Source organism: Bacillus sp. TCT6, from assembly GCF_056033845.1.
This window is the reverse complement of the sequence record NZ_JBVYHX010000001.1, coordinates 2,156,224-2,172,107: the sequence shown is the minus strand read 5'-3', so window position 1 is coordinate 2,172,107 and position 15,884 is coordinate 2,156,224. Positions and strand designations below refer to the sequence as shown.

General features: G+C 30.8%; 14 protein-coding genes and 2 pseudogenes. 3 read left to right on the top strand and 13 right to left on the bottom strand.

Features of this window, described 5'->3' with window-relative positions; genetic code table 11:
• The first annotated feature begins 54 nt into the window (after nt 1-54).
• Nucleotides 55-459, top strand: coding sequence for a DUF3221 domain-containing protein (locus AC0ONG_RS11015; RefSeq protein WP_098829694.1), 405 nt, complete (start codon nt 55-57; stop codon nt 457-459).
• Between the two features lie 358 nt (nt 460-817).
• Here the strand turns inward: AC0ONG_RS11015 and AC0ONG_RS11010 are convergent, their stop codons facing one another.
• On the bottom strand, nt 818-1,051 hold the full coding sequence (locus AC0ONG_RS11010; RefSeq protein WP_002162801.1) for an S-layer homology domain-containing protein: 234 nt from the start codon (nt 1,049-1,051) through the stop codon (nt 818-820).
• Between the two features lie 374 nt (nt 1,052-1,425).
• Here AC0ONG_RS11010 and AC0ONG_RS11005 point away from each other — a divergent pair, with 374 nt between their 5' ends.
• A complete protein-coding gene (locus AC0ONG_RS11005; RefSeq protein WP_016098530.1) occupies nt 1,426-1,896 on the top strand; it encodes a hypothetical protein in 471 nt (156 codons plus the stop codon).
• Nucleotides 1,897-2,624: 728 nt separating this feature from the next.
• Nucleotides 2,625-3,091, top strand: a pseudogene (locus AC0ONG_RS11000) (RsfA family transcriptional regulator).
• A 172-nt stretch (nt 3,092-3,263) separates the two neighbouring features.
• Here AC0ONG_RS11000 and AC0ONG_RS10995 read toward each other — a convergent pair.
• From AC0ONG_RS10995 to AC0ONG_RS10940, 12 genes and pseudogenes are all read right to left on the bottom strand, one after another.
• Nucleotides 3,264-4,538, bottom strand: coding sequence for an MDR family MFS transporter (locus AC0ONG_RS10995; RefSeq protein WP_001258009.1), 1,275 nt, complete (start codon nt 4,536-4,538; stop codon nt 3,264-3,266).
• 113 nt (nt 4,539-4,651) lie between these two features.
• On the bottom strand, nt 4,652-6,025 hold the full coding sequence (locus AC0ONG_RS10990) for a M28 family metallopeptidase (RefSeq protein WP_136996578.1): 1,374 nt from the start codon (nt 6,023-6,025) through the stop codon (nt 4,652-4,654).
• A gap of 132 nt (nt 6,026-6,157) precedes the next feature.
• Nucleotides 6,158-7,093 (bottom strand): apurinic/apyrimidinic endonuclease family protein, encoded by a 936-nt coding sequence (locus AC0ONG_RS10985; protein ID WP_003281342.1) that lies wholly within the window; start codon nt 7,091-7,093, stop codon nt 6,158-6,160.
• 11 nt (nt 7,094-7,104) lie between these two features.
• Nucleotides 7,105-7,782, bottom strand: coding sequence for a PIG-L deacetylase family protein (locus tag AC0ONG_RS10980; protein WP_474203585.1), 678 nt, complete (start codon nt 7,780-7,782; stop codon nt 7,105-7,107).
• A 6-nt stretch (nt 7,783-7,788) separates the two neighbouring features.
• On the bottom strand, nt 7,789-8,478 hold the full coding sequence (locus AC0ONG_RS10975) for a WbqC family protein (RefSeq protein ID WP_000587149.1): 690 nt from the start codon (nt 8,476-8,478) through the stop codon (nt 7,789-7,791).
• 3 nt (nt 8,479-8,481) lie between these two features.
• Nucleotides 8,482-9,363 (bottom strand): GNAT family N-acetyltransferase, encoded by an 882-nt coding sequence (locus AC0ONG_RS10970; RefSeq protein ID WP_000401946.1) that lies wholly within the window; start codon nt 9,361-9,363, stop codon nt 8,482-8,484.
• A gap of 11 nt (nt 9,364-9,374) precedes the next feature.
• Nucleotides 9,375-10,616 carry an aminotransferase class V-fold PLP-dependent enzyme gene (locus tag AC0ONG_RS10965; protein WP_000449978.1) on the bottom strand — a complete coding sequence of 414 codons (1,242 nt, stop codon included), beginning with the start codon at nt 10,614-10,616 and terminating at the stop codon, nt 9,375-9,377.
• Entirely contained in the window at nt 10,591-11,514 is a 924-nt protein-coding gene (locus AC0ONG_RS10960; RefSeq protein ID WP_133964154.1) for an NAD-dependent epimerase/dehydratase family protein, read from the bottom strand. Before AC0ONG_RS10960 ends, AC0ONG_RS10965 begins: the two co-directional genes overlap by 26 nt.
• 6 nt (nt 11,515-11,520) lie before the next feature.
• On the bottom strand, nt 11,521-12,678 hold the full coding sequence (locus AC0ONG_RS10955) for a DegT/DnrJ/EryC1/StrS family aminotransferase (RefSeq protein ID WP_000229112.1): 1,158 nt from the start codon (nt 12,676-12,678) through the stop codon (nt 11,521-11,523).
• Between the two features lie 8 nt (nt 12,679-12,686).
• On the bottom strand, nt 12,687-14,015 hold the full coding sequence (locus tag AC0ONG_RS10950; RefSeq protein WP_000259078.1) for a nucleotide sugar dehydrogenase: 1,329 nt from the start codon (nt 14,013-14,015) through the stop codon (nt 12,687-12,689).
• Nucleotides 14,016-14,726: 711 nt separating this feature from the next.
• Nucleotides 14,727-15,203, bottom strand: coding sequence for a GNAT family N-acetyltransferase (locus AC0ONG_RS10945; RefSeq protein ID WP_000422453.1), 477 nt, complete (start codon nt 15,201-15,203; stop codon nt 14,727-14,729).
• Nucleotides 15,204-15,412: 209 nt separating this feature from the next.
• Nucleotides 15,413-15,838: pseudogene (locus AC0ONG_RS10940) on the bottom strand (hypothetical protein); the annotation flags it as partial.
• Nucleotides 15,839-15,884 lie beyond the last annotated feature (46 nt).

Genomic DNA, 15,884 nt, shown 5'->3' with positions numbered 1-15,884 from the left:
TGTATGTAAATTGAAAGTGGATAGTGTAAGGATAAAATATAAGGGGGATATATCATGTTTAACAAAAAACAAACATTCGTAACAAAGGTAACAGCTTTAACACTAGGATGTGGATTTACATTCGGATTAACACCGGCCTTTGCAGATTTTAACAAGATTTCCGCCAACAATATTCCTGTTCATTCTATTCAGAACCAAGAACAAGAACCTTTTACTGGATATGTCATTTCAGTAGAGAACAATTATTTAGTAGTTGCAGCTACGTCTACAAAAGATGAAGCTCTTGCTTATCAACATGATTGGTGGAATCTAGTTTCTCAAAATAAGATTTTAAGAGTTCCTGTTTCAGATAGTGAAAACTACACATTAGGTGAGAAATTAAATGTATATGCAGCTGCATGGACTAAATCCCTACCACCAATAGCTGTTATGCCCACAATTGAAAAAGTATTTCATTAAATTATATTTAAAATTAAGAAGGGCATCATTCTAATTAGAATGATGCCCTTTATCTCACCAACTTTTTTCTCTTATTAATCAAGCTGTCTAATGATAAATAAGAAATGGTTACAGTAAGAAAACCCCATAGCCTTTGTTTAATAACTGATTTACCTTTTAGAAAAAGCTCTTCTCATTATTCAAATAGATCTTTAAGATTCCATAAAAGATCATTTCAAAGAGCATTATATAAAAATTGAGCATACTGTTCACGAGTTGCTGTCATAAATGGAGCAAATTCCCCTATCTCTACTCCTGCTAAAATATAAACTACACTAATTTCTTCTTCTACCCAAAAGTTAGCAGGTATACCTTTAAATTAATGCGGAGCTTTCACACTGTAGGGAAAAGCATTTTTAATTATTTGTTCCATCTCCGCGCGTGTAAACGTACCTTTTGTCCTAAGATTTCCTTTTTTGTCTCCTTTAAAAATCCCTAACTCTGTCACCGTCAAAATTTCTTTTAAAAACATTGTTGAGTTTTCATTAATATCATGATAAAGATTAGCAAATGACGACTTCCCTTGAATATGTAGTATCTGATCATCTTTCACATACCCCTTCAAATGCGCTCGATAAAGTAGTGCATCTACTTGTTCACAGGTACATTATCTCCCAAACCAAATATACCATCTCCGTATCCTACAATAACATTTCCCTCATTAGATAAATTATATATTGCATAAATGACCAATAATCCATTGGCACCTCATCAAACAGAATTCGTTTCGCTTTTACTTCAGCAAAACCTGTACTAGTTAATAGTCTCCCTATAATCGTATTGCCCTTAACACTTTTTCACTCTTGTTATTCTGTATATTATAAATTTATATAAAATCACAAAAAATTATACACATATTTCATAATTAATGTTAATATAACGATATACAGATTTTATTATTAGTAATTTATAACAGGAGATGAAAAGATGAAAGGACTTGAATTTTCAACCAGCCTATTATTCTTTTGGATAAAAGGCAGAGTAGACGTTGATAATAGGTTTGTAAAAACCAACTTATCAAACACATTATTTGGTTTTGTTCCTGCTGGTAAAGACCAACAAAACATTCCTCTAAAAAATATTTCTGGAGCAATGTTATCTACCAAGTATTTCTTTAAACCAATGATTTTAGGAATACTAATTTTCTTATTGGGATTAGGTACTTTAAGTGATAGTTTTATTGGTGGATTAATTTTACTACTATTAGGTATTGGAATTGCGGGTAGCGGTATCCAGACAATATTAAGAATTGAAAAAGCAGGAACACCTTATTATATTAGTGTCCCATTCTTTGAAAAAGAAAAAATGCAATTATTAAATGATATTATACAAAATGCTTTAGCAGACGACACAGACAAAACAGATTTAAATTTATTCTTCGATAAAAAATCACAATAAATATTATTATAGTTAAAATAAAACCTTATAATATAATTATATTATAAGGTTTTTTAAGTTAATCTAGCACAAGTTATTCTCAATAAAATTCTACTTTTACCTTCTCTTCTTGTAAAATTTATCTGAATTCCCATCCCATCGCGCCTTTTACAAAATAATTTTTTATTTCTCAACATAAAATGATTAGAATTAAATTCCTAATCATAGTACCTACAGTTGTCAATTATCCTCCCTTTTTGAAAGGTCCTATCTTTAATGACAATTCCATTCAAATTTTCCTAACCTAAAATATCCTCTCTATTTCGTTTTCTTTTTAACCCCGATAGTATATATCCTCTTTTAATCTATTATATTCAAGTTACATGCCTCCATTTAGAGATGTTAAATTAACAAATATCTACTAAATGTCTATTAAAAACTCATATTACAATCGTTATCCAGAACCCAAAATACAAACAGATAAAGTACTCTTATTTCCTATTAGTGGCTATATCAGCGTAATTGTCTCTTGTCAGAAGATCCTATAATATTATGTACAACGAAATTAATTTTTCACTAATAAATTGGTGGGTGATATAAGTAAATCCACCTAACGCATCATCAGCAATCTACGTATTAACGGATTTATTCTAAGTAGATTAAAATGAGAGATTGATATCAAATTTACAAAAGGAAAAGAGAACGTTTAATTTGATTAATGTTATAAAACATATAAAGGAGGTTAAAACGTGGTACTCTCAAGACAAGATTCCTGGACGAACGATAACGATTTACTTCTCGCATCCACAGTACTCCAGAATATTCGTAACGGTGGAACACAGTTAACTGCATTCAAGGAAGTAGCAAAGCTACTAAATCGGACACCTGCAGCTTGTGGATTTCGCTGGAATTCATACGTGAGAAAACAATACCAAGAGGAAATACAACAAGCAAAACAAAATCGAGAAGTGGGAAACAATATTTCTCCCTCTCAACAAAAAAAGAAACATACTCTTTATCTTTGACATTAGATGATATTATTCTCTTTCTACAAAATTATAAAAAAACATATGAATTTACAAACTTACAAAGTCAAATAAAAACTTTAGAGACAGAAAATCATTCCCTTCTACAACGTGTAACTATGTACGAAGAAGAGTATCGTATGTTACTTAATCATATTGATAAGACAAGAAGTCTAGTTGAAATTAATTAAATAAAGTAGCAAATTACTTTTATACACTTAAGTCGTCACCTAAAAAACTCACTATATATAAATTAAGTTTAAACACTAATAAATAAAGTGCACGTTTACTCTTAATAAACGTGCACTTTATTTAATCCTTAAAACATAAAATTTAATTTTCAACTCATTAACAATATTAAAATTAAGATGTTTGTTTTATAGGTATTTGTTTACTTCTATTCTCAATAAGTCTATCTAATAGTAAGTAAACAAATCCAGAAATAATACAACCCACACCTAAGATTGTAAATAACATATGTCCTAAAAGCTGATCCAGTAATACACCGCCTAGAAGAGGTCCAAATACATTACCTGTAATCCATTGCAGATTAGCCGCCCCCATATAAGTCCCCCTCAAATGTTCTGGAGCTATATTAGCGACGAATGTCATTTGGACAGGTGACATAATCATTTCCCCTACTGTATAAACTGTATAAGCTATTAATAATGAGCCTAGAATAATTAAATCATTTGCGTCTATTACTTGAAACCACTTTGGTAACCATCCTATTGCTAAAAGGCCAACGCCAAAAAGAATAGCACCATATAGCATTGATTTACCAATTGGTTTGTGAGTTAACCACTTTGAAATAGGAAATTGGAAACATACAACCAATAAGCCATTTAAAGTCATTAAATATGGAAATGGATTACTATTTCCAAAAATCATTGTATTCTCATTACTAAAATGAAGTGGTAACATACCTTCCGATTGTGAGAATCCCATAAATATAATGATTCCCGTCACTATATAGAATAGAAATATTCTATCTCTTATAACAACTCTTAACGTAAATCTTATTGACTGTTTATGTGTTTCCTCATGTATCATTATATTTTTAGGCTTTGTTTCCTTTAGAAACAATAACATTAATATTGTATAAAACAGCATGGTTCCAGAAGTAATCAAAAATATGACATCTTTTGATACAACCACAACTGCTGCACCAATTATAGGGCCTATCGCAGCTCCTATATTATGAGCCATTCTAAGTAATCCATATGCCTCAGTTCTTTTTTCAGGTTCTGTTACATCGGTAACCATTGCAGATGCCGCTGGTTCAAAGAAAGAATTACATAGCCCTAAACCAATAGATAAAATGGCATACCCTATAAAACTATCAATAAACAAAAAAACAAGCATTAGTAGCCCATTACTGGCCATAGAGAGTACCATAGTTGGTTTCCGTCCATAAGTATCCGCTATATGCCCTCCAATTAATGAACCAAAACTCGCCGCAATTGGGGATAAAGCTATAACTATACCTACCTCAAGTAGAGAATCCACTTTATCCTTTAAATATAATGCAAAAAATGGCATTAACATCATCATTGCAATACCATTTAAGGCTTCTCCGATAAAGCGGATCCAGACATTAAGATCCATCCCCTTTAATTCTTTCCATGTACTCCTCATATAGTTACCTCGCCTATGCTCAAAGTATATTTTTATCCCAACAAAAGTTTTACTATATTATTATTAAAATCTAAATTTAGTCGGCTATGCTGACCCCCCCCCCCCGAAAAAACCTATCTTTTGATAAAGTAATATAAACTTGTCCCTATAATTTCTAGTGCCTCCTGCATACGTTGAGGAGAAATATTTTCTAAAACGGTATCTTGAGGTGTATGGAATACCTTTTCAACATGATAAATTAGGGGATTCCAACTCTCTACATCCATCCAAATAAATAGTGCTGAGGAAATTCCAGCTTCGTAAAATGGTACATGATCACTAGAATCAAACTTTCCAGTTAATACAACCGATTTCCCTAATGCTTTACTAGTAGCTACTGCAGTATTTGTTACTTCATTTTGAGAGCCATCTAGTGTCATTGCATATAAGTCCTTAGCCTGTTGGTAACTTGTCGCTATCATATCTGCATTAAAAACCCCTAGAATATGTTTCTTATCTGTTGTAGATAACTGATTAACATAATGGTAAGCACCTAAGGATTCATTTTCTTCTGCTCCAAACGCTATGAATTGAATTTCTTTATTAATCTCTATATCTTTAAAATTGTATGCTAACTCTAATAAAAGTCCTACGCCAGAAGCATTGTCATTTGCTCCAGGTGCTCCGATAACACTATCATAATGAGCACTCATTATTGCTACATCCTCATTATCTGTCTTGTATTTGGGCTTTTTTTTCGCAATAACATTTAATGAACTCAAATTCATTTCGTGTTTTGCCTTTAAACTAACTATATTTTTATTATGCACTATTTTATCTTTCATTCTAATTCCCTGATTATAAGCAAGCCCAAATACAGGTATTGATTGTTTCTTTTTTAGAACTGGGTTAAAGGCTTCTCCATAGCTGCCTCTATCCCCAATCGTACTATATAACAATACAGCTTTTGCTCCCTTTTCTGCTGCATACTCAACTTGTTCATTATATTTCTTATACGTATCAGCTTGTTCCAGTAATACTATTTTCCCATGAATTGGCTCAGGTGAATTTTTAATATCGTTCTCTTTTCCTATAGAAACTACCGGCCCTACGACAGGATCTTTAGGTATAGATGCATTAGATGCTGCTCCAACTTGCCATTCTTTTTCTCCATACACACTAAAAGAGATACTCCCAATATATTGATCTGGTACAGGAAAGGCCTGATACTCAACTTCATACCCTAATTTTTTTAATGTATCTCCAATGTATGTAGCTGTTTTATGTTCTTCCTTAGTCCCACTTGGACGTGGACCAATTTTCTCAGACAGAAAACGTGTATGTTCAATAGCTCGACTAGCACGAACCTTATCTGACATGAGAGAACTTTGGTCGTTCTTAGTCATAGCATGTACTAGTATTACATCCTCAGATAAATTACTAAAAAGGAAAAGCAACAAAATCCCAAAAGTTACAATAAGCTTCTTTATAAGAGTTAGTTTTTTCATTTGTCCTCCCTATGATTAAAAAAGATTAATAGTAAAACCTTCCCTCCTAACACACTTACTTAGAAGAAAAGGTTCATTAAAATAATCTCTAACTCAAGTTACATGTAAAAATAAATAAACCGATAGTGCCTTTTATATCTCCAAATAATTCATTTTTGTTTGCATACCAGTAATATTTTTATGAAACCAATTAAGAGTCTCCCATGACCTCTTTCTATTCGTATAATCAGTTTCCTGAACCTCAAATACAATTCCTATGTTTTTATCCAAAGTATTGTTCTTCACTTTTAATAAAGTTTCATGTAATAAACTTTCATCAATAGATCCATTAGCCGGATTCTCTCCCTCATAGCAACGTATCTCACTATAAGGAATCGTTAAATGCTTAAAAGAACTAAAATGAAAATGTTTAATATAATCCATTAAGCTTAAATACTTATGAAAATCCTTATATTCAATTTCTTCTTGCCTTAATAATTTAGAAATACCTAAACGTGTAAGATAGGTTATAGACCAATGACATATATCCCATGTTATTCCAACGTTAGATAACTCCAGATTAACCAAATCAGTAAAATCTTCGGGATATATAAATATAGGATCAAAATCATCGCCCAAGTTTCCAATAATGGGTAGGTTTTCAACGCCAATCCATATATCAGTCCCTTTTATTTCCTCATCTAGCATATTAAAGAACTCTATAATCCTTTTTCTATTATCTAGAAGATTATAGTTTTGAAATTCCGCGACATTCATGAATTGATTAGCATGCACTGTTATACCTGATGCATTATACTTTATAGCAAGGTTAATAAATTCATATAGTTGCTTTTTAATAAATTCATCATTGAGATAGTCTGCATTATCAGTAGGAAAATGCAGCGTTAACAAGGATGGATTAAGGGTTTGAACAAAAGACAGGACCTCAGAAAACCTTTTTGTATATGAGTTATCAAATAAAGATGTCCCATCAAAAATATTTGCTTCTAATCCATAGCCTTTTTCAACCCATTTTAAGTCAATCTGTTTACTATCTAAACCAAAGAACGGGACCTGTGGTATTAACATATTCTCTTCACCTACCATGTCCCCCTTACTAACATAAATGCCTCAGCCGCTTGGTATCCAGATTTGGCACCCCATACAAATGCGTTATGTCTCATTGCTTCTATAGAGCGTGGATGAGGAAATTCCCTTAACTCAGATTCATAATGTCTCATCGCACTTAATTTCTCCTCCAAATGATCTTCAATATTCACAAAATAATTAGGAAGAAACTTATCTTTTTCATTATAATTCCACTCTGTAGAAGATAAAGTTTCATATGCAAATACCCATTTGATATTAGTATCTGGCAGAGGGCGTGTCGCTGTCATTACTGCTCTGTAAACAACAGTATGATCAATATTTATATCTCCACCATATTGAGTATAAATAATTGTAGGATTTATTTTTTTAATGTGATTTTCAATCTCTTTCACTACATCAAGTAAGGGTAATGTATCAAGACGATTATCAGGGAAATCTAGTCTTGCAAAACTTTTTACACCAAGTGTAGTACATGCCCCCTCTGTTTCTTTATAAGATAAGTTCTTAATCTCTAAATCTAGCTCTTTATATTCTTTAGCTCTAGAAGATTTTCCCTCTGCAAGTATTACAACATGTACATCATCACCTTGTTTCACATGTTTCGCTATTGTTCCACCAACACCAATTATTTCATCATCCGGATGAGCGGCAAATACAAGTACATTCATAAAATTTTAGACTCCTTTAATTAATTTTTCTGTTTCCTTTGGTCCACAATTTAGTAAAATATCTAAAATAGATAAATGTGGTATAAATTCCCCAAATAATTGCTTGTAGGAATAATCCCTTATTCTTTGGTAGATAATTTCTATATTTTCATTCTCAAAATCATTTTCGTCTAAATAATCTTGCCCTAAACTTCCAGAATAATAAGTACTGGCATTAAATTTCTGACACAACTCTAATACAAAATCACTTTTCTTACCTGTAATCCCCTCTAAATCTGATACATAATATAGTTCCGTATCAATGTTTAATTCACGGATAATAAAATGAATAAAATTCATGTTCATATCATTTAAATTAATCCAATCTTCTGAATAAAAATTTTCTAAATAATCCTTATATACATTAAAGTAAGGTGCATTAGAATAATTAATTCTTATTGCTTTCCAATGCTTCCGTTCCCAATCTTGAGTATTGTCTATCTTTAACTTATTAAATGGAATTTCTTTATAATTCTTCATTTGTATTGGAACAGTTAACCAAGACGCTCCTTGTGAAGTTTTAATACGATTCCTATTTAAAAAACCTTTTTTTTCAAATTGTGCTATATCATGAAATACAAACACATCTGATTTATGAATTTTTTCAAAAAAACCATACCAAGGTAAATAACTTGGTTGGTGGCCACTAATAATCATAGTTTAAATCCTTTCTTTTAAACAAAAACATTTTTTCAAAGCTGCCCCCCAGTATATCTTAGGTCTAGCAATCCCTTTATTATGTGAATATCCTAAATCCGCATACTTTAATTTATTATGAATTGCTAATTCAAACGCATCATTTAGTAGTAAATATGAAGATTGTGAATTTTTCCCTTCGGTATTGTTAATGTTAATCCAATAATATAAAACCTTTTTATCCATTATAAAAATGCTGGAACTAATTAATTCTTCTTCTAAGAATGCCCCTAAGAAAAGGATTTTTTCTTGCAAATTAAGAACTAAATGATAAAAAAACTCTCTACTAAATGAATAACTCGCTCCTATACTTGTATTATGTTCTTGATATAATTGGTAAAACTCATCTAATTCCGCTACAGTTATAGGACGAACTTCAACATTCTGTTTACGTGCATACCTAACACTTGTCCTAGCTTTTCCAGAACACGATGTCCATAAATCCTCAAACCTATTTGGTAGATCTAACATATAAGTTTCTTTATAATCCCACTTTTCTTTACTATAACTTTGAAAAGGATTTATCGTTATAGGTAATAAAAGCTTTTGAATTTTATTTTCAAACTTCTTATTTATTATGGATTCATAAACTGAAAAATCTATTTTATCTTGGCCAATTATTATTGGACCTCCATAACCAATTAAACTTCCCAAAAGCCTACCATCCTGTACATACATAGGAGTTAAAACTACTGTATCTCGTGTTTCTATTAGTACTGGGAAAAATTGAACACCAGGTAATAATTCCATTAACTTTCCCCATTCGTAACTATGAAATACAGAACCATTGTATTCTTCCATACAGGCATCCCAATATTGGGCGTCAGTACATATTTCGATTTCCATATAATCACCTTTTAATTCTTATTCTCTAAATATTTCAGAATTTGACTACATATATACTTAAGGTCCTTATTCACTAAAGGATATTTAAAAGGTATTGATAATACCCTTGGCCATAAATAATCTATATTTTCTGACTCAGTTGCGTACTTCGAAAAAATAGGGATCTCACTCAGGGGTAAGTAATTCCAACAAGTTTGTATACCTTTTTCCGCTAAATGTACAGAACACTCATATCTATCAGATGATTCTTTGAATATAATGGTAAAATAGTTTAAATAAACATTCTGAGCTGAAAATATAATCTTAACGCCATACTTTTCTTCAATTTCCTGCAGCATTGTATAACACAGACTAGCGTTGCATATATTTATTTCTAAAATCTTCTTTGTTTTCTGTAGGTGTTTATCAATTAACAATGAACGTACTATAGACATTCTTTTTGGATTTATAACTTCCGTTTTCTCCGGTAAAGAATCTAATTTACTATTATTATAGGAGGGCAGAATCTCTAATTTCCTCCAATAATTAGTAAATAAACTCAGTACTCTACTCTTTTTTATTTTTATAGCTAATTGTGTTTTTAAATGATTCTTATAATCTAAAATTACTTCTTCCTTCTTTTCTTCACCCATGTCACATAATTCACTTATTGTACGATTAAGAAGTAACGCTCCTCCCCCAATACTTGGGATCGGTTTAGTTCCCCCAAAACTTAAAATACCAATGTCGCCTAAACTACCAACTGGCTTTCCATTTTGATAAGAAAACATTGCTTGTGCAGCATCATCGATGATATAAATATTATTTTCTCTAGCCCAGTCAATAATTTCTAAATCGTCATGACATCCATACAAGTGCGTAAGAATAATTGCCTTTGTATTAGCATTCCAATGTTTTTTTATTTTATTAAGAGAAATTGAATGATTAGTGTTTAAATCAATTAATACAGGTTTTGCTCCCACCGTTAATATTGCTTCTATTACATTAGGACAATTAAAGTTTGATAGAATTACTTCATCTCCCTTTGCCACTTTTAAGTACTTTAAACCAACTACTAATGCAGATGTACCGCTATTAGTTAATACAATTTCTGCATCCGGATAAAGAGCTTGAAGACTTTTTTTAAGTTTAGAATCATTAGGTCTATATACACTTTTCAAAAAAAATACATGATCAGATATACTCCAAGGAGAAGAATATATGGGATACTTAATTTTCTTTGGATTCTTAGGATATAGATACTGTGTTTCCATACTTCTCCCCTATTATTATCTCTAGTCCTTTATCTAATGAAATAATTGGTTGATAGTTTAAAAATAATTTAGCTTTCTCTATTGAAGGGATTCTTCTAAAGATTTCAATGCTAGAATTTCGGACTCCCTCTTCACCTAAATCAAGAAATTTAATTTTACTTTTATTGCCCATTAATTCATTAATTTTTATCGCTAGTTCTTCCATAGATATAGGTTTGTTATTGCCAATATTAAAATCTGCAAAGTTTTCTCCTTCATATTCAAAGGCTAGTATAGTTCCGTTAACAATATCACTTATATAACTAAAACATCTAATTTGCTGTCCATCTCCATAAATAGTAATATCTTCACCACTATGAGCTTGTTTTAAAAACTTAGAAATTACAAAGTTATCATTTTGTTCTGAACCGTATACATTAAAATAACGAACCACTCTAATTTTCAAACTATTACTAGCGTATTCTTTCAAATAATCTTCGGACATTAATTTAGCTTTTCCATAAGCTGATTTTGGAATTTTAATATCATTTTCTTTAAACGGAACACTCACTCCATCCCCATATACCTCCGAACTGGAAGAAAACAATAATTTTTCTATGCCATTTTCGTTACAAACCTGTACAATATTTTTCGTGCCTTCAAAGTTCACCCTCACTACATCTTCTTCATTTAAACGGCAATTATCAACACCCACTAATGCAGCTAAATGGATTACCCCATCGACATCAATAAGATTTTCTCTTAATGTTGCAATATCTAAAATATCAATTTCTTTAAAAGGAACATCAATACTTGGTTTAAATTTATCAAATATAACTACTTCATACCCCCTTGCTAGTAACTCCTTTGTAACATGCTTACCAATAAATCCGCTGCCACCAATAACCCCAATTTTCATAAATATTTACCTCCCTATTTTTAATTGATATAGACTTTTTAAAGACGTTATAATATGTTCAACCTCATTGTCTGTAAGAGCACTATACAGTGGTAATGAAATAATTTGATTAAATATCTCTTCCGTTTTAGGTAAATATACGTTAAATCTCTCTTCATAATACGGATGCATGTGAACAGGAATAAAGTGAACACTTAGCCCAATGTTTCTCTTTTTCATTTCTTGAATTACCTGATCTCTACTAACAGGAGAATTAGAATTAATTTTTATAACAAATAAATGCCATGCGTGTTTTACACTTGGATTGTTAGTATAATTAGGTAACGTTATATACTCTTGAACCTCTTTTAATTCCTCTTGGTACCTTTCAGCTATTCTCTTGCGTTTTTCAATCATTTCATCAGCTCTTTTTAACTGACTAATACCCAAACTAGCTTGTAGATCCATCATGTTATATTTAAACCCAGGTAATAGAACATCATAACGCCAGCTTCCTTCTTCACCATAACGATTCCATGCATTTTTGGTGATACCATGCCAACCATATAATCTAGCTTTTTCAGCAATCGATTCATTTTTAGTGACTAACGCTCCACCTTCACCTGTTGTTATATTTTTTGTGGCATAAAAACTGAAACAAATAACATCTCCATGTGTACCAATTAAAGTATTATCATATTTTGTTCCTAATGCATGCGCTGCATCCTCTATCAAAAACAGTCCGTATTCTTTACATAATTTTTGAAGTTCTTTTAATTTAGCCGGATATCCAGCAAAGTGAACTGCAATAATTGCTTTCGTTTTTTTAGTGATTTTTCTTTTAACATCTTGAAGATCAAGACATAAATTCTCTTCATCTATATCTACAAATACAGGTTTTGCACCTACATGCATAATAACGTTTACACTTGAACAAAAAGTAAAACTTGGAACTATTACTTCGTCTTCTAATCCAACTCCCAGAGACAGTAATGCTAAATGTAATGCGGCAGTCCCTGAATTACAACTTACTACATGTTCAGTATTCAGATATTCTTTTAAATTCTCTTCAAACTCTATCACTTTTGGCCCCTTTGAAAGCCATCCAGATTTAAGGGCAGAAACTACCCTATCTATATCTTCATCATTGATTTCCGGTCGATAAAAAGGAATAAACTCTACCATGTAATCACCTACAAACTTATAATATTTTTTTTATATACTGATTCATCTTTAAATATGTTTCTTGTGTCTAAAATTAAACAATTTACCTCGTTAAGCAATTTAAAATTAATGCAATCATGATCCGTATGAACAATAATTAAAGTGTATTTGTCTAATTGACTTAGGTTTAAATCTATAGATTTTTTCAATGTGTTATCGCCCACAATGAGTTCCTCTATAAACGGATCGTAATAATCCACGTTATAGTCTTCTATCATTAAATCATTCATAATATCCAAAGCTGGCGATTCCCTAGCATCATTAACATTCTTTTTATATGCAACACCAACCATAAGAATATCCTTACCATCTTTATCATCTAGTAACTGTAGTGCTCTATTAAGAACGTACTTAGGCATGTTTTCATTAATTTCTCTTGCCACATCAATCATTTTTGTTGCTAAATCCTTATTATTTGCAATCCACTTAAAATAAATAGGATCAATCGGAATACAGTGTCCTCCTACGCCAGGGCCAGGATAGAATTTTTGAAATCCAAATGGCTTAGTTCCTGAGGCATCAATTACTTCCCAAATATTTATGTTTAACTCATTACAAATTTGTGTCATTTCATTAATAAAAGCGATATTTATAAAACGATACGTATTTTCTAATAACTTAGCTGTCTCTGCTACTTCTGGACTGCTTACCTTATGAATATCCTTAATTAAGTTACTATAGAAAGCTGCTGCACAATCGGTACAATTAGATGTAACTCCACCTACGATTTTTATAATATCTTGAATTGAAAACGATTGATTTGCAGGATCGATTCGCTCTGGAGAGTATGCTACAAATATATCTACACCAATTTTAAAATTAGTTTTCTGTTCTAATTTGTATAAAACTTCTTCTCTTGTAGTACCTGGATAAGTAGTACTTTCTAAGATAATTAATGTACCTTTTTTAATATATTTAACTATTTCATCAACTGCTGAATGAATATATGTTAAATCTGGTTGTTTACTAGTTCTTTCTAATGGTGTAGGAACACATATAACTACAACATCACATTCGTTTATATAATCCATTTCTGTACTAACAAAAAATCTATTTGTATGTAAAGCATCTTGGATTTCAGTATCTTGAATATCACTGATATAGCTTATTCCACGTTCTAGTTTTCTTATTTTTACTGAGTTTTTATCAAAACCTCTTACCGCATAACCTACTTCTAAACATTTAAGAGCCGATGGTAGTCCAACATAACCTAGGCCTACATATCCAATACACGCATTTTTATTTGCAATTTTTTCAACTAATAAACTTTTAGTTTCATTATTTAATACTGTGACCATTACTTATCACTTCCCCAAAAGATTTGATATTAAAATGCTTACTAGCAAATAATAACTGTGCGTTCTAAAATCCCATGGATGCATATAAAATACTGAATTAGCAACAAACTACATTTTTGGCACTATCAATCCTCCTAATTTAATAAACATCTAAATTTGTAGAAATTCATGCGAAATATCAAGATGTAATTTATATCTATAATATTCACACGTTATTTTTTGGGATTCAATTGATATTTTTCTATTTTTTTACTTTCTCAATATATAATAATATTTATAATTCAGAAAATTCTTTTTAAAAAAACCAAATATTTTTATATCATTAAAACAATATAATAGTTGTTATATCTACATTTAGTACGATTTTCATCCTTGAATAAAGAAAAAATTATGCTTATAATTATCCAATAAATCCCATTTTTTAGTGATTTAAATGAACATTTAACCATAACTAAAATGGATGAGTTTCATATTTTTTACTTTTCATTAAAATTAATGGAAAAAAATCTATCTGAATTATAAAAAACAATTTGAAATATATTCAAATTGTTGACATAACAGATGAATTTATTAACACTTGTTGATTTTGTAATAATTCTCAAATACATAAACTCCTTAATGCTACCCAAAAATCATAATGACGCTTTACATCAAAAAAATTGCAACCCTCTACATTTAATGGGGGTTGCGATTTTTATGTACAAATAATTTTTATAAATTTTGCGTTAACCTAATCATATCCATACATTGAATACCATTTTCATATATTTCTTCATTATAATTTCGTAAGAAAAAGTCCTTATCCACACTGGTTATTCTAAAACCACATTTTTGATAAAGGCCTAGTTGCATTAAACTAGAATTTCCTGTGCCTATTTCTATAGTTTTATATTCTTCTTTTTTAGCATAGTCTATAGCAAACCCAAGTAAATATTTCCCATATCCTTTTCCTTGCTCTTTTTCGGAAACTGCTATATTTATAATCTCAATCGTTTCTGTTCGGGTAGGAATTAAAATCATAATACCTACAGTAACAGCACCTTTTTTTAAAACAAAACAATCTCCCTTTTTAAGATATCCATTAACTACTTCTGTTGAGGGATCAGCTAGTAACAATAACTCCATTTCTTCCATGTTAATACTTGTACTTTTTTCTATACTAATTCCATCCACATTATTTAATTCCATTTCTAACATCCTCCCAATCAATATTTTCAATTAATATCTTAAATGAATTCCTTCTTATAAGACAATATCAAAAACAATATTAATGTTTTTTAATAGACAGGGTGCTGGGAAATCTTTTTGAATTTTATAGAATGAATATAATGAAATATAATAAAGACTATAAATTTTCCACTTTAAATTCACTTAATCCGTATAATAGGTATGTTATTTTATTTCTGTTTTTTCATTTCTTCTTGCCATGTAGCACCAACACCACCTGATGGTGTATTCCACCGGTCTTCTTGTCGTTTAATACGCTCCATGTCTGCATCGCTCGGCTTAAATCCTTCTACTTCCTTATGTTGCTGTTCCTTATTATGATATTGTTCAACTTCTTTATTATTAGGTTTACAATTGGTAGTAGCTTCTTCGGGCTTATTATCTGCCTTTATACCTGCTGTACTAGATGCGGGCTTATCATTCGTTTCAATATTCTTGCCTTCGTTTATTTGAGGCTTGTAATTATTTGGATTATTCTCATTAGATTGCACGCCTACGTTTTTCTCTTCAGCCCAAAGATTATTTTTTTCACCCCATCCAACAGGAATAACTGAATACATTTTGTTATCTTGACCAACATAATCCGCACCAAGTAACTAATCATTTCATATTTATTTTTTCATTTACTTTTGTTGGAAACTC